Raw genomic sequence first — 19570 nt, 5'->3', positions numbered from 1 at the left:
TCAAATTTGGTTAGGGATTTTTTGGCGAAGATTGTTAAAAAACGTCAACCGATTACCGTTAAATTCGACTAATTATGAGAGGGTGGTCTTTTGGCGCTAAATTATGATCGTGAACGTCGCCGGAAAGATGGAATTCATCATCATTTGGGTGGAAATCCAGTTTTTCTAGCGATTGTTTGGCTGTTTTGGGCGGTAATGATGAGCTACATTGCTTGTTGGTTAGCTAGTGGTTTATTAGCGACGTATGCTTTCTTTCATTCACCAGAATCGTATGCAATTTTGGGAAGTAATATTCCACCTGGTTTATTTAATGGTGTCTTTGCTGGGTGGTCGTTTCGACATTTAGGGGATTATTCCATTTTACAAACAAAACCACTCTGGTTCCTTGTCATTGAGGCTATCTTAGCCGGAATGATGTTACCGCTTGTACATAAAAGTCGACGGAAATGGAAACCCAATTCTCACAATCAATATGGGAATGATCGTTTAACCACCGAAAAAGAAATTCAAAAGCAATACCCACAGATTCCGGATCGAGGTTTTACTTTTCCTGGGTATGGTGGAATTCCGGTATCACATGCCGCCATGACGGATAGTGCGTTAATTAAGCATCATCCTGCTAAATGGTTAAAGTATTGTGTTTGCCCCTGGACATTGCAATGGATCTCAAAAGTCCCAAGTTTAGCAGGGGTCATTCCATTTCGTGAATATGCGAAAGGATTCTATGCAATTGACCAGCAGGCGGTAAATTCTCTGATTGTCGGGATTACCCGTTCCGGGAAGGGTGAAACCCTAGTAATGCCGTTAGTCGATATTCTTTCCCGGGCTGCTAAGAAAGCATCAATGGTGCTTAATGATCCTAAAGGTGAGTTGTATCAAATGGCTTATAACATTTTGCGTAAACGGGGGTATAAAGTCGAAGTTTTGAATATTCAAAATACCGATTTTTCAATGTCTTATAACCCGTTACAAAAAATTATTGACTATGCGAAAGATGGTTACTTTGATGAGGTACAACAAGAAGTTAATACCCTTTCTTCTAGTATCTATGTGGATCCCAATGCTAAGGATAAGTTTTGGCAAAACAGTTCTATTAATCTGTTAAACGCCTTAATTATTGCCGTGATTGATTATGCCAAACGGAATGATAAATGGTCAGAAGTCACCATGGATAACGTCTTACACATGATGACGGAACTTGGTTCGAAACAAGTGCTGGTGAATAAAGAGGGTGAAGTTATTCCAACAGATAAGGATCTTGCGCAAGATCCGGAAACGCCGGTTCCTGATGATACGGAACCAGCTGATCGAAAGAATAAATTGATTGTCTATTTCGAACAAATGCAGAAATTGAATGAAGTTAATTTCAGTCAATTCCGCCAAATGGCGTTAGATGCGTTTGCTCAATCTAAATTTGCTGGTGATGAAACGTCGGGGAATATTTATTCTAGTGCGATGGAAGGAATTAAGATTTATCAGCAAACCAACATTGCTAAGTTAACTTCTAAGAATTCGGTTAATTTTGAGAGCTTAGGTTTCCCTCGAGTGTTCAAGATGAAATTACCTAAGCAATTTCGTTTTAAAACAGCAGTCCTGGAATTTCGGGATCAATCGGGCAAACGACTCGAAAAGCGAACGCAATTGGTTGATAAGGTGGGAATGGTTAACTATGCGATTGAAACCAAGCTACCAGATAACTTTTCCGTAAAAATTACTTTTAACTATCGTAAGAATGATCCGTCGGTTCGGACTTACGAAGCGCTTGTGAAAGGTCATAAAGTTTATCAAACCCAGTTTGGACATGTCAAACGGGACCCATATTCTAATCAACCAATTTTGAAAAAGGTTGAATTACAACCGGATAATGGTCAAATTACGTTTAGTAAATTAGTGATGGACTATTCCGAAGCGCCAGTTGCCTTGTTCCTAGTAACACCACCTAACAATCCTTCGTATAATCAATTACCGGCGTTTGCCGTTGATCAGATTTTCAATGCCAATTACAGTATGGCAATGAATAACGGTAGAAAGTGTTTCCGGAGAATTCATTTTATTTTGGATGAATTTGGTGGCATGCCAACCATCAACGATATGAATGTGAAGGTACAGATTGGCTTGGGACAAAATATTTGTTTTGATCTGGTTGTCCAAAACTTAGAGCAACTTGATATTAAGTACAGCAAAGAACAGGCTTCAACCATTCAAAGTAACTGTTCTAACTTACTGTATATTCTCACCAAGTCCGAGAAGACAGCAAAGACGATTTCCAATATGATTGGCAAGCGGACGGTAGAAGTCCAAACCAGTAATGGTCGTTATGGCAATCTGCATAACGTTAACTACAATACTTCATTTATAAGTCAAGACATTCTCAGTATGAATGATCTACTGAAGTTAATGGGTGGTGAAATGGTAGTTTTAAGGTCTGTATATCGACAAGATCAGAAGGGACACTCAGTTTCCGCAATGCCGATTTTTGATCACGGTAAAACGAAAATGCCATATCGTTATACCTTCTTACGAAGGGAATTTAATGATCAGACCACCTTATCTGATATTGGAATTGTATCGTCACACCGTAATTTAGATCTACAAAGTATGCGGATTAATTATGATCGGGCCTATAACCAGATTGTTAATTTAATGCTACAGAGCACTGATGGACAATCAATAACGAGTGCTGATGAGGAACTTGGCAATCGACTCGGGGATATTAATCAGGAATTGAATGATTCAAATCATGACAACATTAGTATTACTGATGAGAATCAATCCATTGATGAGATGCCGAAAGTGACTGAAGGGAACCAACCTATTAATCACAGCTCGGTTATTAATTCCATAGATGATATGCCAAGTGATTATGTCGTTAGTTTTAATGACTTACATGATCAAGAATATCTTGCCTTGCTTACCAGGACATTGTATCAAGATTTAAATGGTGTTTTGCCTGTAGAAAAACGGAAGGCTTTATTCCAACATACTCATGATGTCTTTAAGCAAACTCGTTATAATTCCTGGTCCGGTTTAACTGATTTATTTGGTGGTGACACACCACAATTTAGCAAATTTAAACAAGACCTATTGAATTTACAGAAACAATTTAGAAAGGAGATAACAGTAAATGTGGCAAGTACTTAAGTATTTTATCCTGCATAACTTACCACTATTAGCAGCCTTTCCTGATCAAATTAAGACGGGTAATAATTTACCGGGTAGTGATCCATCAGTAGCCTTTTACATGAAATGGCATGACTATTTGAATGGCGAAGCCACGATCTTTCATATGGTCGGTGGTTGGATTGAAACGCCAGCAGTCAAAGTTGCCTATCGGATTAATCATTCCTTTGAAGATGTGTTTAATGGAATGTTTTCGCTATTGGGTTGGCAAGGGAATCTAGCTAGTGGTGGTTCACCATTACACCCAATTTATTTAGTAATACAAACTGTTGGTTGGTCGCTGTTGGGATTATCGATCATTATTTTGGTACTCCAGTCGTTAGGACACAATATAAAATGGGGCAAAATTCTGCCCAACGTGGTTGCTGTCTGCCTAACCATTACTGTCTTACCTATGTTGATGCAGACCGCTGGTAGTACAATCGGTGGCGCTGCTCGACAAGGCGTTAGTGATATCAGAAATGCTAAGGTCGGTGGTAAATATGGTTCAAGCATGACGACTAGTTTAGCTTCGCAGCCATACAAGAATAATATCTTTGATGTGGCGGACGAGGTGCGACGTAACTGGAGTGATAATCCAAATAACCTGAACTATGCCAAAGTTAACCATATCAATAACGATAAGGACGTCGCTAATCTGGATATGGGGCAATGCTTTGATTATAAGGGTAAGACAGCAACTGCCCTTGGTTTAACTAATAAAAATGAAGGCAAGTCCCATAAAAAGGCGGCTGAAGTGCTTAAATATCACTTAATTGATGAAAGTGCTGCTGGTGAAGACTCTGGTGGTTATACTGTGGAAAAGAATAATGAAGCCGGTTTAGGCACCCTTAATGATTATTCGTACAGTCGGTATAAAGTTAACTGGATTGGTCTATTTGGTCAATCGCTATTATTGGCGGCCGTATTAATTGCTTCTTCAATCAGAATTGGTAAAGATGCCGTCGAATTAACCGGTATGGAACTAATTGCTCCGCTATTGGCTTATCAATCTGTTCGGTCAAGTAAAAAACTCAGGGATTTAGTTAATTCAATCTGTGGATTGTATATGTCGGCAGTACTTTTACTGGCCGTGATCAAAATCTTCTTTGTCTTTATCCAAACGGCTCCGACGATGAAACCATTTTCTGGAATGAATAATTGGACGAAGTCACTCGCCATTATCATCATTTATGTTGCCGGTGCCTATGGTTTATTTGCTGGAATTAATTATTTTGAACGAATTACAGGAGTATCACAAGGCTTTACCCAAGAAGGACAACAAGCAATGGCTACTGGAGTTGGTGCTGTTGGCCTAGCTGGTGCGGTTGGGGCCGCCGGTGGCTGGATGGCTAGAGGTGGCGGCGCCATTATGAAGCATACAAGTGGTGCTAGTCGGAATAATTCCTTCAGCAAAGCCAAATCAGCGCTTAGTAATAATGGACAATCGAATAACAAGTCCAACACTAAAGGGATTAATAGTCAGTTAGATAAAGATAAAAGTAAGGATCAAACCAATAATCATAATTCATCACAACAGAACGATAATAGTCAAAATAAAAATCAACCGGGGAAAAATGATCAATTCAATGATGCTAAATCGCAACTGGGTGGTAACTCAAATGTTAATGATCAGAATCAGAAACAGGCAGTTAACCCCGATGGGGAAGCTCATGGAATTGGAAATCTTGGCAATGAACAAAGCAATGGTGAAATGCCAACCTTAAATGATGATCAAATTGATAATCCTTCAACGGAAAATCCAGTTGATCAAGCCATGGGTGAACAAGCGCCTGATGAACCACAAACTGATAATCCAGTTGGATCTGAAATGGAGAACAACGGAACCTCATATGAGGGTGGTGATCAGAGTGGTAACTTTGATAGTTCTAGTGATGGTGACCATTCATCAACACAAACACCAGAAAACATTCAAAGCGGATCTCAAGGAATCTACTCGGCAGGGCAAAAGCTCTCATCAGCAGGGGATACTGTCCATCACTTCGGTTCGTCGGTCTCAAAACAATCACGGGACTACTTAAAGAATCATCAATTTAACATGAGTCAGAGTGGCCATGTTCACGGTACAGATGCCGAATCGTTCGAAGATGAATAAACTACGGAAAGTATCTAGTTTTACTAGGTACTTTCTTTTTTGGCATTTCTTTGTAATTTCAGCTATTCGCTTATTTTTAGAAATAAGAAAAGCTCCTACACCAATAACGGCGTAGAAGCTTTGAGATAATTAAATTAGGAGTTGAGTTTATGAACCAAAACAAAAAGAAGAACGATAATAATACGCCTTATTCGTTGAGTGATCAACAGGGCAACGGGCTACCCGAACAGCAAATGCTGAACCATGAATTTACTCGTCCTTCTACTAAATATTTTAGCATGAAATTAGATAAAAATCCACGTCATAGAGACGGTTATCATGTTGCTTCTTCAAGTGAATTAGCCTCTATTAATAAGAATATTGATAGTTTAATAAAAGCTGCGAAATTTTATGAGTCAATTCTGACTAAAGGTTATTTACTATACGTTTATAAATCATCTAGTCAGGAAATAAAAACCCTTAAAGTGAAATACGCAACTGAAAATTTTGCACATTTAACTGGACTTATTTTTGATAGAAAAAGTGCAAATGAAATGTTAAAGGATATTTGTAGTGAGCGTTTACAACAAAATGCCATCTTAGTGAAAAATGATGGTACAACAATGGATAAACTAAAAATTGTATTTAAATTAAACGAAATTGAAAATGCAAAATCTACAGAACTTGAAGATTTTAATTCTGTTAAGCAAGCAAAAAGGCTTCATTTCCAAAAAGGGATTAAATCTTATAACAAAGAACTTTTGCTGGCTTTAAGGTACTTTAACCCTAAAATTGCTACTCCTTTTTCTCTTATTAATTTAAAAAAATCAAAATTAAATTATTCTGATTACTCCCAAGTTCCTAATAACAAGATCTTGGCTGTCCTTTCAGAAACTAAAAATGAAGTGAGTGGGTTAAGTATAGGAACATTATCAATTAATCAAAAGTATGTTAAGTCGGCCAAGCAAGTTGTCGAAATAACACAAGCCATGAATCAACAATTGATTAAGGATTATATGCTCGAAAAACAAGAACAACCAAATCATTTAACGTTTAATTTGAATCACAAACATTCTCATCATAGATAACTAATTTGCGCCCATTAAGGGTGCTTTTATTTTGGCGAAAATTGCGCCTTTAGCTTGGTTATTTAGTATGACTTCTGATTATTGAATAACGAGGTGAATTTAAATGAACGATTTTGGAGTTGTACCAGATATCCATGCAGAAATTAAACTGAATGCCTTTATGTATCTCAAGGATGTGGGGGTTTTTGCAATTGTATTAGGGCTGACCTTTGTGCTGGATCAGATTTTTCCAGCTGAACAGACCAAACAATCATTTATCTTTTTAGGACTTGGTTTAATGCTGACCATTTATATGGATCTTCGACCGTCCTCTAATCCAGGAAAACGTAATTATGAAATTATTTGGATGCTGATTATGAATCGCCACCCGAAAGAATATAAAAGCTACGGATATTACGAGTTCAAGTCGGTGCCAGAGATGCGAAAGGAGGATCTCCTAAATGGCAATTAGAGGAACCAAGACTCGGGTAAAGAAAAAGGTTTCACCCATTGAAAAACTTAAAAATTATCGTGGTGTTTCTGAAGCTAAGTTTGCTGAAATGCGTGATTTGTTGGCTTATAAAGCCATTACTAAAGATGATGACCATTTCTTAGTGCTGAAAGAAGAAGCCGATGGATATGCAGATTTATTAAGTATCCGAGGACAAGGGGTTGGCACGATGTCTTACAACGAACAGCAAAACATTATTGAAGGTTTTCATCATTTTCTCTCGGCAGCGTTAGAAGATATGAAGATTATTATCAGTCCTTTTCCGGTGGACACTTCACATCAACGACAATTTTGGGGGCAACGGTATACAGCGGTTGCTGATCAACTTAAACGGACTACCAAGCCACGAAGAAGACAACAACTGCAGACGCAGCTCCGCTATATTAGCTCACGACAACGCCAAAATGTAGCCGTTGAAAAAGCCCTGGTATCAGAAGAATTTATCTTGGTCATTTTTGGCAAACGCAAGATTGACTTACGAAATGAACGAGAAGCAGTTATTGCCTGGGGTGGTAAATCACTAGTGATGGAAACCCTGTCTTTAGAAAAGAAGGAAGAAATCTTAACACGAATTAACAACTTGAATACTCGGGTTAAATAAAGGAGGTTAAATTGTGCGTAAACGACAAGTTTTAAGACTTCAGCAAGCAGGCTATGATCTTGATTTCTTAGCAAGGGTACAACCACAAGGAAATCTAAAGCGTCATGCCCGTTACTTACAAATGGGTGATGGATATGTAACCTGCTTGCGAGTGTATCGGTATCCGGCCCATGGACTGGGAGCTTTTTGGGGCGTGCCTTTAACTAATAACGACTCTACAATGGCGGTTCTTAGTTTGGGAACTGAAGATCGACAAGCTATCTTAAAGGAGCTTTCCCGTTCCGCTACCGAAAAGAAGACACAAATTTCCGGGAAGCAGAAGGAAATGGATAATGTGGAAGCTGGAAATGCTTATTACGATCAAATGCAATTGATTGCGGCAATGCAACAGAGAAACGAAATTATGAAACGGTTCTATTGTCGTATTTTTGTGTATGCGCCAACTTTAGACAAATTGGAAAAACGCTGCACGGAAATTATTCGAAATAATGGTGAGTTTAATATGGCTCGGTATTCTGATGAACAACTTGATGAGTTTGGCAGTATTTTTGTACCGACGATGAGTGAAGAAGATTTATTAAACAAGCCAATTGGAACGCCAATTAGTGCTTATTCGCTATCGGGGTCCTATCCTTTTAATCACGTGAAGCTAGATGACCCGAATGGATCGTACTATGGATATACTCGAACTTCTGGCCCGATAATGTTTGATCCTTTCTTACGTGATCGCCGTCGTACCCGGTCATTCTTCTTTGTAACTGGAAATGCTGGAATGGGTAAATCCACCTTACTGAAGAAGATGAATGACGATGTCTTTAGTCGGGGCGCTTTTATCCGAAACTTTGACGTGTCTTCTGAATATACTGACCAGACTAAAGATCAGGGTGGGGTTACGATTCGATTAGATAAACCCGAATTTATGATCAACCCGTTCGAAGTGTTTGCCACCGTGGTTAAAGATACTGACGGTTCTACTGATGAGATTGGTTCATTTGCCCAACATATTACCAAACTCAAGAACTTCTTTAAATTTCTAAATGAAGATGTCACCAGTGATGACATGGAACTACTTGGCCAGTGGTTGAATGATTTCTATATTACAGAAGGTTTATGGACGAAGAATCCACAACAAACAATGAAGGACATTAAAATTACTGGACGGCCGCACGATTGGTACCCAACACTGCAGGATTTTGTTACCTATGCTAACGAAAGAAAACGAAAGGCCGAACGTGATCCTAAGATTCATATTACGAATGCCACTGAACACTCCATGAGCCGAATTACTCGAACATTCTCCGGAATCGAAGAAACGAAAGCCGATATGTTTGAAGGCATTACTCGTTTTCCCGATTTATCCCAAGAACAAGTGGTTACGTTTAATATTCAAGGGCTTAAAGCACAAGGTGATGGCGTATTCAATGCTCAAATTTATTCTGTATTCACCTTGTTGTCTGCGGAAGTAATTAAGAACGGGCTGAAATTACGACGACTTCTGAAGGAAGGACGTTTAGATCGTAATTCGATTCCTTGGTACTACATTAACCTGGATGAAGTGGAAAACATTGTTAATCCCCGATTCGCATTTGGTGTAGAGTTTCTTGCTTCTATGATGGAACAGATGCGGAAAAATTTCTGCGCCATCACTATGGCGGCGCCAACAATTAAAGATCTGATTATGAATGGAAATTCCCATGATCCATATATCTTAGCCGTTCAGAAAATGTTTAGTCTTTTTCAAATTCGCTTTTTCTTTCAAATCAGTGATGATGATTTACCACGTTTAAGGCTGGCGTTGGGTAATTCAACAACGGCTGATGAGTTACAAAGTCTCCCCAAATTAGAGAAAACTGAATGTCTCATGATGATTCAGGGTGATCGTAATATTCAATTTAAGGTTGAAATTACGAAGGAAGAGGAACGACGTTACGGGGGTGGTATCTAATGGCAATTAACCGACAATCCACTCACGCTAACAATTCGAATAAACATCAACGGCTTCATTACCTACGTCATCCTATTAACAGTTACCGACAAATCCAAAGCGCCGAAAAACAGAAGATTAACCAGCGGAAAGAACAATTAATTAACGGAGAACCAATTAAAGATCATTCTTCAGATCAGAATAAATTCTTCTTCTTTCTAATAGGGATCCTCGTGGTGCTAACTGCACTTTTTAAGCTGTATTCATATTTACAGTAAGAAGGTGAGTGTAGATGGGACAATGGATAAAAAAGCACTCACTAAAGTTTGCTCTAGTTAGTGGCGGCGTGCTATCAGTATTGGGTGTGATGTTATTAGCTATTTTCATGTTTTTCTATTCGGAGAATAGTTGTTCACCAAATCAACAAAACGAGTCGTCTGATATTGCAACTGCGGGTATGGCGAATGGTGATTGGACGAAGCCTGGGACTGAGTCTTATAAAATCGCTAAGCAGATTTGGGATCGATTACATAAGGATCTAGGAATTGATGGGGCGGCTGATGCCGGTGTAATGGGTAACATTGCACATGAATCTGGTGGCTTTAACTTGAAAGCAGAAAATGGTTCTGGCGATGGTGGCCATGGATTGATGCAGTGGACAGGCAATCGTCGAACAGCTTTACGGAATTTTGCTCAACAACAGGGAATGGATGAGAATTCGCTTGAACTTCAAATCCGTATGATTGAGAACGATATGCGGAATCCAGCCATGTGGGCTTCTGGTAAGTATAAAGATAATTCTTTAAAGCTATTTGGTCATTTGACTGATCCTAAGGAAGCCGCTAGTCGTTTCTACATTTCAGGTCTTGAAGCCGGTCAGGGGTGGACTCATGATCCAGACGGTACTGAAGGTAAACGACAAGGATATGCTGAAACAGCCTATAAAGTATTTGGTGGTGAAAACTTATCTGCAGATGATAGTTTACTTGGTAACGCAATGTCTGGCGCAACAGCCGGAGCTTCTGCCGAAGAATCTAGTGAGAATAAGTGTGCTACTAATACCGACAGTGGTGGTGACAGCGATATTATTTCAATCGCTAAGAAGTTACTTGGCTATTTTCACTACGGTCAAGTACGGCCAATCTTGGATCATGTTATGTCTGACAAATCTTCAAAAGATGTCTCTAGTGTAAGGAAAGACGGAGTCACAGACTGTTCAGGATTTGTTTGGTTATCTTGTTACCTAGCCGGATATAAAGTTCCTAGTGGTGGCTGGTTTACTGGGTCAATGTGGCAGGATGCTACTGGTGCACATAATTGGCTTCAAGAAGTAAGCGATAGTGATTCTAAAGCCGGTGATGTGGTAATTGTCGGTGGGCCAAACTCTTCTGGTGATGGTGGACACACGGCAATTATTGAAGAACCTTGGCATGGCGATGCAACAAAAGTGATTAATGAAAACTCTTCTGATGATCATGTTTCAGAAGGAACCTTCAAACAAGAATTTGGTTCAATGACGAGTGAACCTCGGTTATTAGCTCGTCCCATTAAGGATGGTGGCAATAAGTAATGGAAAAGAATAATTTAATTCTGTGGAGTACAGCAGCGGTAATTATGGCTTGTGGAATTATTACAATCCCTTCAAAAGGGGTATTGAATATGTCTCAACAAGCGATTACTAGAGTTAATCGACAGATTGCTGATGTGAAAGCAACTGACCCCGCATCAATTCTAGATAATAGTCAACAATATAATTTACAGCAGATTGAAAGTAAAGCTAATCAACAGTTAGCCGAAGGAGTAGGTTTGGCAATGGGTGGAATTCATTCCGCCGACGACTTGAAAAATAACCAAAATAAATTAATCGGTGATCTGGGCTCAAAAAGTAATGTGAATAAATTAGTCAAGCAAACTATTTCTCGAAATGAAAATAAGTATTTAGCTAAGCAAAATGATAATGTGTCAGTTAGCTTTGGTGATACTAATGATATTTCTAAGATTCCTGTTACAATCGTTACCCAATATACCCAGCAAGATAATACCGCAAAGTATTATATAATTACTGCCTCTTACAATGGACAACGACAAAAGCTGAATACCGGAATCAGTGTCAAAGGAATGCTCAAAAAGACCCCAACAACCGTTACTTCAGGGGGTGATCAATAATGAATAAACGATTATCAACAGTTAGTGCAGTGGTTATCATGGTTGTTGGTGTGATATTATGCGGTGTTAATTTCTATAAGCAACAATCCATTAACCGACAAGTAAAGCATAATCTGGTTGTTTTTCAGCAAAAGAAAAAGACGTTAGCTGCAGATAAGCGTTCTCTGAAAAAACAACAAACAATTGCTAAATTAAAAAGTAATAATCCAACTGTGCAGGCTAATGCTAAACAAACAGCAGCTCAGCAACAGTTGAATCAAGTAAGCCATAAGTTTTTTAAGACAGTGATGACCTTTGATAATTTGCAGACTTGGCAAAAGCGAAGTCGATTGGTGGCGCCCTACGTTTCTGCTGATGTGTTAAGCAATAAAAATCTTTTCAATTCAGGTAAAGATAATACCGGTAATGATATTTTCAAAGCTAGTCATATCCATTCAAAATTTGGTAGTGCCACGGTAACTAGTAGTCAGTTAAATGACGATGGTTCAATTACCGGGAATGTGTTAGTTACCTTTGATAATTGGACAGGAGATAATGATCCTGGAGTAATAACCGATGTTTATACAGTTAAATACGATACAAAACAAAAGAAACTGACTAGTGTCCAACGGGTTGCTAATTTAGAAGTTACCTCTTCTGATAATTAAGGAGACAGGTTTATGAAATTTAGAAAAGCGAGAATTACCCAACGACAATATGATTGGTTAGTTATGATTAGTTATTTAAGTATTTTCTTTCTCTGTTCAGGACTAGCCTTGCCCTTAGGTAAAGTGACCAGTTACATTATGAGCATTGCATATACTTTGCTACTGATTATTTTAGGCTATATTAATAGGAAGAAACTTTTTACAAAGATATCCTGTAGGACAGTCGGAATGGGTATCCTTTGGGGGTTAATTGGTGTTGGAATTGAAATGGGAAGTATTCTCCTTGTGTTAATTCTTCATCATGTATCAATCCGTTCCCTAAACACAACTAATATTTTAAGTCTGGTTAAACAGTTACCAGCATTTATTATCTATGTGGTTTTTGTTGCTCCATTGTTAGAGGAATTGGTATTTCGCCAATCTATGTATGAACGAATAAAACCTTGGTTTGATATTCATGCTGCTTCTTTTAATTCTAAAACTAGGTTTACTCTTGCCGCTGTATGTGTCGGTTTTATATTTGCAATGGTACACAGCGACTCAACGGTGTTTGAGTACATCATGATCAGTGTTTTACTACAGGTGATTTACCACCACTACAAAGATATCCGGGTAAGTATGATTACACATCTTACATTTAATTTAGCGACAATCATTTGTTTACTGTTGTAAAATGGTAGTAGCAGTAAAACGTAGGATGGTGAGACAAAATGGATAATTCTAGATTGGCCGAATTTATTGCTTCATTTGGTAGCTTGAATAGTTATGGTAGTACAGTTGCACAAACAAAAAAAGCTTTGGATTCTGGAGATTTGCGAGTTTTAAATAAACCAAGCGATATGGGTATCTTCAAAGATGCTTTATCAGGAATCAAAGCAATTCAGAAGGCTGGATTTTCAGTTGACGGAATTATTAACGTCAATAAGTCTTTCAACCATAGTGCAGAAGAAGATCCAGATTTACCAGGCCATCTTAGAAATACAATGTACAATACCGATGATAATATTTCAGTATTAGTTGATCAGCAGGGCAATGATTACTATATTCCTCCAGAAGTAGTAACAAAACAAGATTTACAATTAATTGTTGATCAGTTTAATTCGTCTGATCAGTCAAAACTGGATGCTTTAAGAGTGTTTGCAGACTTATCAAGATTACAGCCTTTTCAAGATGGTAATAAACGGACAGCGTTAATTGCAGCAAACGCTGCTCTAGATACTTGGAAAGATGAAGACTATTTGCTTTTACCTTTGAATGATCTAGATCGGGCCGACTTTACAATTAATCTTATGCGGTATTATAAAGCACAAGATTCAAACCGAGAAAAATCTCTTTTAAAGTACATGGATAGTTTATTACCAAGTTCGAATTTAGGATTTAGTCATAATGTTGATCTTAGTAAAACAGATATTGATAAGTTAAAAACTACCCGAGTAAAACCACTTTTTAGAAAAAAGGGGAGAGAGATATAAAAATAAGTTGCATTTGTTCAAAATCTCTGGTATATTAATAAACGTTGATTAAGGGTTCACATTCCTGTGTGTCCTTTTCACTGTTATGGAGAAGGTTAATGGTGCGTTTTTGGTGCTTTGACTTTATACTAGCTTTGGCAAATCAATGTTCCTGTGTCCCTCCTTCTCCGTTTATGCTCACTTGGAGTGAGTTTATGACCCGTTGGTCAAGTTGGTTAAGACACCAGCCTTTCACGCTGGTAACGTGGGTTCAAATCCCGCACGGGTCACTTTTTATTATCGCGGGGTAGAGCAGTCTGGTAGCTCGTCGGGCTCATAACCCGGAGGTCGTTGGTTCAAATCCAGCCCCCGCAATTTATGGTCCGTTGGTCTAGTTGGTTTAGGACGCATCCCTGTCACGGATGAGATCACGAGTTCGAGTCTCGTACGGACCGTTAATCAAAGCATTCCTGGTTGGGGATGCTTTTTTGTATATGGGCTCTTTGTCAATCAGCACTGAGAATGTGTTGTTTAACGGTGCTCGCAATTCGACAGCCTTTCTTAATGCCTTGAGCCGAGGCCGTGCGCGTGACTAGATTTGGGCAGGATGCCAAAGGCCTACAAAGATATTGTTGTTTAATGATACTTAAGATCGTTGGTTGATTGGCAATCGAAAAGTCCTTAATTTTTACAGGTCTCCTCCGGAGTCTGCTATTGTGTTGCATTAACTGGCTGCAAACCAGGTAATGCATTGAAAATGACTGTAAAAGGTGGATGATCTTCTGGCCATTTTCTTCCGTGGTGGCCGGTTTGTTAAATTTTAAGTAAGGGTCAATGATTCGTGATAAAAAACTGATATTATTACACATGAGGATTAAGTGTCTTTCTTGAGGACAATTAACACGGTTTGGTGACAAAGGGTTAATTGTTCGTTTTTTATTGTTAATCGTAATATAAAAACAGTACTGACGGATAAAAAGTATCTTTCAGTACTGAATATCGTAGAACCTGTATATATAATACTAGATTAGTATAAAGTGGATTTAACATTAATAAAAAAAGAAGCGGTCTTTAGACTGCTTCTTTATTCTTCAACTGTCTTAAAAACTTCTGTAAAATTGCGAAGCTGTTGATTGGTATAATCTTTTAATTTATTGTAGGTAGAACTACCCAACCAATCTTTCATGTCTTCTTCGGATTGCCAAATTGTTAACATTACCAAAGTTTGTGGGTGATCCATTCGGGTTGCAAAGTAACCACAATTTATTTTATCGGCAAATTTTTCATAGGTTTCATCTAATACCTTAGGACCAACTTCCCTAAGCATCTCACGGGTTTCTTTTGGTAAATCAAATGCTTGTAAGAATAAATATCCATCAAAGGACTCATTTCCTACATGATGTGTGGTTTTTAGCTTAATGGACATTCCAAAAATGCTTGGTTGATCTGAAAGATCCATTAAAATATAATTATCTTCTGTCGTTAAGTTTTCCGCCATTACTAAACGACGGTTAGGATTGGCTTTAATTTCATCGTCAAAGTATGATTTGGAGCCTAAAGCGTAGTTAATTACTTTGATCATTCCATTCACTCCTTTACTGGTTTATTATACACTAAATTGGTTATTGATTTAAAATATGATTGATGAATATTATGGTAGCTTGACTAAGCTGGTAGAAAAGGTAAAATTAGTTTATTATAAGTCGAGGATGATGGGAGGTGTAATTATGGAAAAGCGTCAACTAGATGAAAATACGATACAAGTAATTATTAACCAGGATGATTTAGAAGCTCGTGGAATTTCGATGCTTGATTTGATTGGAAACCAAAAACAAATTGAAGATTTTTTTTATAGTATTCTAGAAGAAGTTGACACGGAGCATCAATTCCAAAGGAATGATTCTGTGACTTTTCAGGCGCTCCCAATTAAAAATGGTTTAGAATTAATCATTTCTAAAAATGTGAATAAGGGTACCAATTCCGGAATGAATCAAGTTTCTAAATTGATTGCTGATCAGTTACGGGGCCATGATCAACGGAATTATTCAAATAATCGCAATACATCGATTAATAATGATGAAAAGGCGGTTGTTTCAGATACTTTTGTAGTAAAATTTGCGGATTTTGAAAATATAATTGAATTGGCTAACGTTCTTAATGAGGATAATTTGTCCTCTGATCTCTATCATTATCATAAGAAGTTCTACTTAGTGATCAAGAACTTAGATAATGTTGATTTAGCTAAAGAAACAATGCTGAATTATCAAGCAATCGCTAGTGAATACGGCCAGATAGTTGATTTTGCACCCTCTTTACTTCAAGAACATGGAAAACTAATCATGCGGCAATCCGCATTGGACACAACTAAATATTATTTTAATTAAAAGCTTCAGCCTCTGGCTGAGGTTTTTTCATAATAATGAAGCCCCTTCCCGTAACTAACAAGGGAGGAGGAAAAGAAAAATGCAAATTGGAATGAGTCCGCAAGGTCAACTTATCCAGATTAATCAAGCGTTAAAAAGTGAAAAGTATGTTTGCCCAACCTGTGGTCAAAAGCTTGTAATTAAAACTTCGTGTTTGGGGAAGAAATATTTTGGCCATTTACAGAGGTCATCAAAATTATGTGGTGAGTCAACTCCTCATCAATTAGGAAAACAGCAAATTTTTCAGTGGGCGCTTTCGCAAGGGTGGCATCCTAAACTAGAGGTTTATTTACCTAACATTCATCAACGGCCAGATATTTTGATAGAAGTGAAACAGAAACAAATTGCGGTAGAGTATCAGTGCAGCCCACTGACCATTGACCAAATGAAACAACGAAATCAAGGTTATGATTCTCAAGGAATTTGCGTTAAATGGATTTTGGGTCATCGATATTGTCGGCATCTTCACGCTAGAAAAGTTGCCCAATTTACACAACGATATCAAAACCAGGTATGCCTTTATTTTTGGGACTCAAAGTCTCAACGAATTATATATCGTTCAAATTTTGCAACAAGTTCCTTTAGGGCAAATATTGGCTCTAAAGCAGAAAGAATTTTGAAGCAAACCAATCGTTTACAAAGTAACCGATTCATAACTAATCCATTGACTAATTTTTGCTACCAAAATGGGCATTTAGTTGGTTGCTGCCCATTGTTCGTTCATGATCTAATTAAGCGATGGCCAGTAATGGTCACACCAGTAATTGAGTGGCGAATTCGCACACTGCTTATTATGGAAAAATGGCCAATAGGAAAAAGCCTTTCATTAGGGACTTGGCAACAATGGTTATTTTTTTCTGCAGATTGGCTAGAATTCCCATGTTTAGATGAACGAATGATTGAGCAACTTCGTTACCGAGTTATTCTTGACTGGCAAGAGGCATTAGTAATGGCAGGGATAATTCAAATTAATAATCTAATGGTACACTATTGCAGTTGCCCCATTTGGTACAATAATATTACAGAAAAGAACACTGAAATTAAGCAACTAGCTTCTAAAACAGGCAGATTATTCCAACGTATGATAAAATAATGTGGTATGAATGAAGGGGGAAAGAGGAATGGTTGAAGATTGGCAACACTTCTTGTTACCTTATCAGCAAGCCGTGAATGAGTTAAAAGTTAAGCTTCGTGGGATGCGAAAACAATACCAAGATCAGGCACAGCACTCACCCATTGAATTCGTCACAGGCCGTGTAAAACCTGTCGATAGTATCAAAGAAAAGATGGTTCGACGTCATGTTTCAGAAGAACGTCTAGAACAAGACATGCAGGATATTGCGGGGGTCCGCATTATGTGTCAATTCGTTGAAGATATTTATGAAGTGGTAGATCTACTACGAGAACGTAGTGATATGAATATTTTGGAAGAGCGTGATTACATTAGTAATGTTAAGCCCAGTGGTTATCGTTCCTATCATATTGTCGTTGAATATCCTGTTCAATTAATTACTGGTGAAAAGAAAATTTTGGCCGAAATTCAAATTCGGACGTTAGCAATGAATTTTTGGGCAACAATTGAACATTCGCTTAATTATAAGTATCAAGGGGCTTTTCCTAGTGATTTGTCTGCAAGGCTGAAGAGTGCTGCAGAAGCGGCGTTTAAATTGGATAATGAAATGTCAGAAATTCGTGAGGAAATTCAAGAAGCACAAAATTTGTTTTCTTACAATAAAAATTCTGATTGGTCCCAGAAAAAAATTCCTGAAGATAATAAATAGTAATTGGTGATTATATGAAGGTAGCAATTTATACTTATTCTTCGCCAGAATCCTTACGTTTGCGTGATTTGATCATCAAGGGATTGGACGAATATAAAATTGATTACGATGAACAGCGACCAGATATCGTTATTACAATCGGTGGTGATGGTACTCTGCTTTCAGCATTTAATAAATACGAGGATCAGCTGGATACGATTAGGTTTATTGGTATTCATACTGGACATCTAGGTTTTTATACGGATTGGCGAAACTTTGAAGTCCATGACCTAATTGAGAGTTTAAAGGATGGTGCTGGTCAATCAGTCAGCTATCCACTTGTTGAAATGACTGCTAAGTTTTCTGATGGTCAGGTTATGAAAAAGACTTGTTTAAATGAGAGTACTATAAAAAACATCACTAAAACAATGGTTTGTGATGTTTATATTAATCACGAATTATTTGAACGTTTTCGGGGTGATGGGCTTTGTATTTCGACGCCAACTGGATCAACGGCATACAATAAGGCGGTAGGTGGAGCTGTAATGGATCCGCATATTATCGGTTTTCAATTAGCTGAAATGGCATCACTTAATAATCGGGTTTTTAGAACACTAGGTTCACCAACTATTTTTGGTGCTGATAATATTCTAACGTTACGCCTTAAAGATGAGTCAAGTGTTGTTTTGACTTGTGATCGTGAAAAGTGGGTTCTTGGTAACCACAGTCACCATTTGGTTGAGTTAATTTTTGAAGTCTCTAGAAAGAAAATTCGTTTTGCTAAATATCGTCACACTAATTTTTGGCAGCGGGTTCGTGAATCATTTATTGGTGACCTGTAGATGATCTTTCAATGGCAATATCAAGGCTCACAAGAGCGTCGATTACGTAGTGTGTTGAAATCCTTTGGGGTGACGAGCTCGTTACTAAAAGTTGCAATTTTCCATGGTGGTGCTTTGAAAATTGATGGACGGCCAGCTTGGGCAGTTGATCAAGTTTCTCCTGGACAAAAAGTTGCGATTGATTTACCCAATGAACCGGCTAATCCGCGAATCACTCCATTTCCTGGTCCATTTATGGTGGCTTATGAAGATGATGACTTTTTAATTATCAATAAAGATGCAGGTGTTGCAACTGTGCCAGCGCATAATGTTACTGTGCAGGACAGTCTTGTGAACAGAGTCAAAAATTATTACCAAGTGAATCATTATCCTAATCAAGTGACTCACGTTGCAACCCGTCTCGACAAAGATACTAGTGGCTTAGTTATTTTTCCAAAACACCGATTTGCTCATGCAGTATTAGACCGCCAATTAAAACACCATCAAGTTAAGAAGTACTATACAGCAATAGTTGAGGGGCGACTTAGCACGACACACGGTTATATTTATGCACCAATCGGTCGTAATCCTGAATCATTTGTTCAACGTCAGGTTTGTTCAGATGGGAAGGAGTCGGTTACGGAATATTGGACAGAAGTCGTTGGAGAAAAGATGACAAAGGTGCGAATTCGTCTTCATACTGGAAGAACTCATCAGATTCGTGTTCATTTTAGTTTCCTGGGTCATCCTTTAGTTGGTGATGATATGTATGGAGGTCAAGATAGTGTAATTACGCGTCAGGCACTTCATTGTCAGGAGATTAGTTTTTACAGTCCGTTTAAAAAACAGCAAATTGTGTGTCAGGCAATGTTACCTAATGATATGCAGAAATTAATTAAACAATTATGATGAATTAAAAAATACGAATTCACTCTCTTAATTAGA

At 38.1% G+C, this 19570-nt stretch carries 18 protein-coding genes and 3 tRNA genes; 20 read left to right on the top strand and 1 reads right to left on the bottom strand.

Going from position 1 to position 19570, the window contains the following annotated elements; genetic code table 11:
* Positions 1–90: 90 nt before the first annotated feature.
* The 15 genes from Q0C76_RS04430 (at position 91) to Q0C76_RS04360 (ending at position 14076) form a co-directional block, all read left to right on the top strand.
* Positions 91–3141 carry a VirD4-like conjugal transfer protein, CD1115 family gene (locus Q0C76_RS04430; protein ID WP_295730203.1) on the top strand — a complete coding sequence of 1017 codons (3051 nt, stop codon included), beginning with the start codon at positions 91–93 and terminating at the stop codon, positions 3139–3141.
* Positions 3125–5275 (top strand): pLS20_p028 family conjugation system transmembrane protein, encoded by a 2151-nt coding sequence (locus Q0C76_RS04425; RefSeq protein ID WP_295730201.1) that lies wholly within the window; start codon positions 3125–3127, stop codon positions 5273–5275. Before Q0C76_RS04430 ends, Q0C76_RS04425 begins: the two co-directional genes overlap by 17 nt.
* Positions 5276–5424: 149 nt before the next feature.
* Positions 5425–6342 (top strand): PBECR4 domain-containing protein, encoded by a 918-nt coding sequence (locus Q0C76_RS04420; protein WP_295730200.1) that lies wholly within the window; start codon positions 5425–5427, stop codon positions 6340–6342.
* 103 nt (positions 6343–6445) lie between these two features.
* The gene (locus Q0C76_RS04415) at positions 6446–6793 is read left to right on the top strand and encodes a DUF5592 family protein (RefSeq protein ID WP_295730198.1); all 348 of its coding nucleotides are present in this window, start codon (positions 6446–6448) and stop codon (positions 6791–6793) included.
* On the top strand, positions 6783–7433 hold the full coding sequence (locus Q0C76_RS04410) for a hypothetical protein (protein ID WP_295730196.1): 651 nt from the start codon (positions 6783–6785) through the stop codon (positions 7431–7433). The genes Q0C76_RS04415 and Q0C76_RS04410 overlap by 11 nt, the downstream gene beginning before the upstream one ends.
* Before the next feature lie 13 nt (positions 7434–7446).
* The gene (locus tag Q0C76_RS04405) at positions 7447–9378 is read left to right on the top strand and encodes a conjugal transfer protein (protein ID WP_295730195.1); all 1932 of its coding nucleotides are present in this window, start codon (positions 7447–7449) and stop codon (positions 9376–9378) included.
* Positions 9378–9635, top strand: a complete 258-nt coding sequence (locus Q0C76_RS04400) for a hypothetical protein (protein ID WP_295730194.1) — start codon at positions 9378–9380, stop codon at positions 9633–9635. Before Q0C76_RS04405 ends, Q0C76_RS04400 begins: the two co-directional genes overlap by 1 nt.
* A gap of 14 nt (positions 9636–9649) precedes the next feature.
* Positions 9650–10927, top strand: a complete 1278-nt coding sequence (locus Q0C76_RS04395) for a phage tail tip lysozyme (RefSeq protein WP_295730192.1) — start codon at positions 9650–9652, stop codon at positions 10925–10927.
* Complete coding sequence (locus Q0C76_RS04390; protein ID WP_295730191.1) at positions 10927–11523, top strand: hypothetical protein; 597 nt, start codon at positions 10927–10929, stop codon at positions 11521–11523. The genes Q0C76_RS04395 and Q0C76_RS04390 overlap by 1 nt, the downstream gene beginning before the upstream one ends.
* Positions 11523–12170 (top strand): hypothetical protein, encoded by a 648-nt coding sequence (locus Q0C76_RS04385; RefSeq protein WP_295730190.1) that lies wholly within the window; start codon positions 11523–11525, stop codon positions 12168–12170. The genes Q0C76_RS04390 and Q0C76_RS04385 overlap by 1 nt, the downstream gene beginning before the upstream one ends.
* A 12-nt stretch (positions 12171–12182) precedes the next feature.
* Positions 12183–12842: a CPBP family intramembrane glutamic endopeptidase gene (locus Q0C76_RS04380; RefSeq protein WP_295730188.1), complete on the top strand. Its 660-nt coding sequence runs from the start codon at positions 12183–12185 to the stop codon at positions 12840–12842.
* 38 nt (positions 12843–12880) lie between these two features.
* Entirely contained in the window at positions 12881–13642 is a 762-nt protein-coding gene (locus Q0C76_RS04375) for a Fic family protein (RefSeq protein ID WP_295730187.1), read from the top strand.
* Between the two features lie 196 nt (positions 13643–13838).
* Positions 13839–13911 (top strand) — tRNA-Glu (locus Q0C76_RS04370).
* 11 nt (positions 13912–13922) lie between these two features.
* Positions 13923–13996 (top strand) — tRNA-Met (locus Q0C76_RS04365).
* 5 nt (positions 13997–14001) lie between these two features.
* A tRNA-Asp gene (locus tag Q0C76_RS04360) sits at positions 14002–14076 on the top strand.
* A gap of 629 nt (positions 14077–14705) precedes the next feature.
* On the opposite strand, the gene Q0C76_RS04355 is transcribed toward Q0C76_RS04360, so the two are convergent.
* The gene (locus Q0C76_RS04355) at positions 14706–15203 is read right to left on the bottom strand and encodes a hypothetical protein (protein WP_295730186.1); all 498 of its coding nucleotides are present in this window, start codon (positions 15201–15203) and stop codon (positions 14706–14708) included.
* 145 nt (positions 15204–15348) lie between these two features.
* Between Q0C76_RS04355 and Q0C76_RS04350 the strand changes: the two genes are divergently transcribed.
* The 5 genes from Q0C76_RS04350 (at position 15349) to Q0C76_RS04330 (ending at position 19534) form a co-directional block, all read left to right on the top strand.
* Positions 15349–16005 carry an adaptor protein MecA gene (locus Q0C76_RS04350; RefSeq protein WP_295730185.1) on the top strand — a complete coding sequence of 219 codons (657 nt, stop codon included), beginning with the start codon at positions 15349–15351 and terminating at the stop codon, positions 16003–16005.
* A gap of 79 nt (positions 16006–16084) precedes the next feature.
* Positions 16085–17137 (top strand): competence protein CoiA, encoded by a 1053-nt coding sequence (locus Q0C76_RS04345; RefSeq protein ID WP_295730184.1) that lies wholly within the window; start codon positions 16085–16087, stop codon positions 17135–17137.
* A 28-nt stretch (positions 17138–17165) separates the two neighbouring features.
* Positions 17166–17825, top strand: a complete 660-nt coding sequence (locus Q0C76_RS04340; protein WP_295730183.1) for a GTP pyrophosphokinase family protein — start codon at positions 17166–17168, stop codon at positions 17823–17825.
* A gap of 14 nt (positions 17826–17839) precedes the next feature.
* Positions 17840–18646, top strand: coding sequence for an NAD kinase (locus Q0C76_RS04335; protein WP_295730182.1), 807 nt, complete (start codon positions 17840–17842; stop codon positions 18644–18646).
* Positions 18647–19534 carry an RluA family pseudouridine synthase gene (locus Q0C76_RS04330; protein ID WP_295730181.1) on the top strand — a complete coding sequence of 296 codons (888 nt, stop codon included), beginning with the start codon at positions 18647–18649 and terminating at the stop codon, positions 19532–19534.
* The last annotated feature ends 36 nt before the right edge of the window (positions 19535–19570 follow it).

The organism is uncultured Limosilactobacillus sp., assembly GCF_934202705.1.
In the GTDB taxonomy this organism is placed as follows: domain Bacteria; phylum Bacillota; class Bacilli; order Lactobacillales; family Lactobacillaceae; genus Limosilactobacillus.
The sequence above is the reverse complement of the archived record's forward strand: the minus strand, read 5'-3'. Positions and strand labels throughout refer to the sequence as shown.

Bases quoted from the DNA above. Each gene is read 5' to 3' on its own strand.
- Q0C76_RS04425 (WP_295730201.1), top strand. From the start codon at position 3,125: ATGTGGCAAGTACTTAAGTATTTTATCCTGCATAACTTACCACTATTA.
- Q0C76_RS04420 (WP_295730200.1), top strand. From the start codon at position 5,425: ATGAACCAAAACAAAAAGAAGAACGATAATAATACGCCTTATTCGTTG.
- Q0C76_RS04415 (WP_295730198.1), top strand. From the start codon at position 6,446: ATGAACGATTTTGGAGTTGTACCAGATATCCATGCAGAAATTAAACTG.
- Q0C76_RS04410 (WP_295730196.1), top strand. From the start codon at position 6,783: ATGGCAATTAGAGGAACCAAGACTCGGGTAAAGAAAAAGGTTTCACCC.
- Q0C76_RS04400 (WP_295730194.1), top strand. From the start codon at position 9,378: ATGGCAATTAACCGACAATCCACTCACGCTAACAATTCGAATAAACAT.
- Q0C76_RS04395 (WP_295730192.1), top strand. From the start codon at position 9,650: ATGGGACAATGGATAAAAAAGCACTCACTAAAGTTTGCTCTAGTTAGT.
- Q0C76_RS04390 (WP_295730191.1), top strand. From the start codon at position 10,927: ATGGAAAAGAATAATTTAATTCTGTGGAGTACAGCAGCGGTAATTATG.
- Q0C76_RS04385 (WP_295730190.1), top strand. From the start codon at position 11,523: ATGAATAAACGATTATCAACAGTTAGTGCAGTGGTTATCATGGTTGTT.
- Q0C76_RS04380 (WP_295730188.1), top strand. From the start codon at position 12,183: ATGAAATTTAGAAAAGCGAGAATTACCCAACGACAATATGATTGGTTA.
- Q0C76_RS04375 (WP_295730187.1), top strand. From the start codon at position 12,881: ATGGATAATTCTAGATTGGCCGAATTTATTGCTTCATTTGGTAGCTTG.
- Q0C76_RS04355 (WP_295730186.1), bottom strand. From the start codon at position 15,203: ATGATCAAAGTAATTAACTACGCTTTAGGCTCCAAATCATACTTTGAC.
- Q0C76_RS04350 (WP_295730185.1), top strand. From the start codon at position 15,349: ATGGAAAAGCGTCAACTAGATGAAAATACGATACAAGTAATTATTAAC.
- Q0C76_RS04345 (WP_295730184.1), top strand. From the start codon at position 16,085: ATGCAAATTGGAATGAGTCCGCAAGGTCAACTTATCCAGATTAATCAA.
- Q0C76_RS04340 (WP_295730183.1), top strand. From the start codon at position 17,166: ATGGTTGAAGATTGGCAACACTTCTTGTTACCTTATCAGCAAGCCGTG.
- Q0C76_RS04335 (WP_295730182.1), top strand. From the start codon at position 17,840: ATGAAGGTAGCAATTTATACTTATTCTTCGCCAGAATCCTTACGTTTG.
- Q0C76_RS04330 (WP_295730181.1), top strand. From the start codon at position 18,647: ATGATCTTTCAATGGCAATATCAAGGCTCACAAGAGCGTCGATTACGT.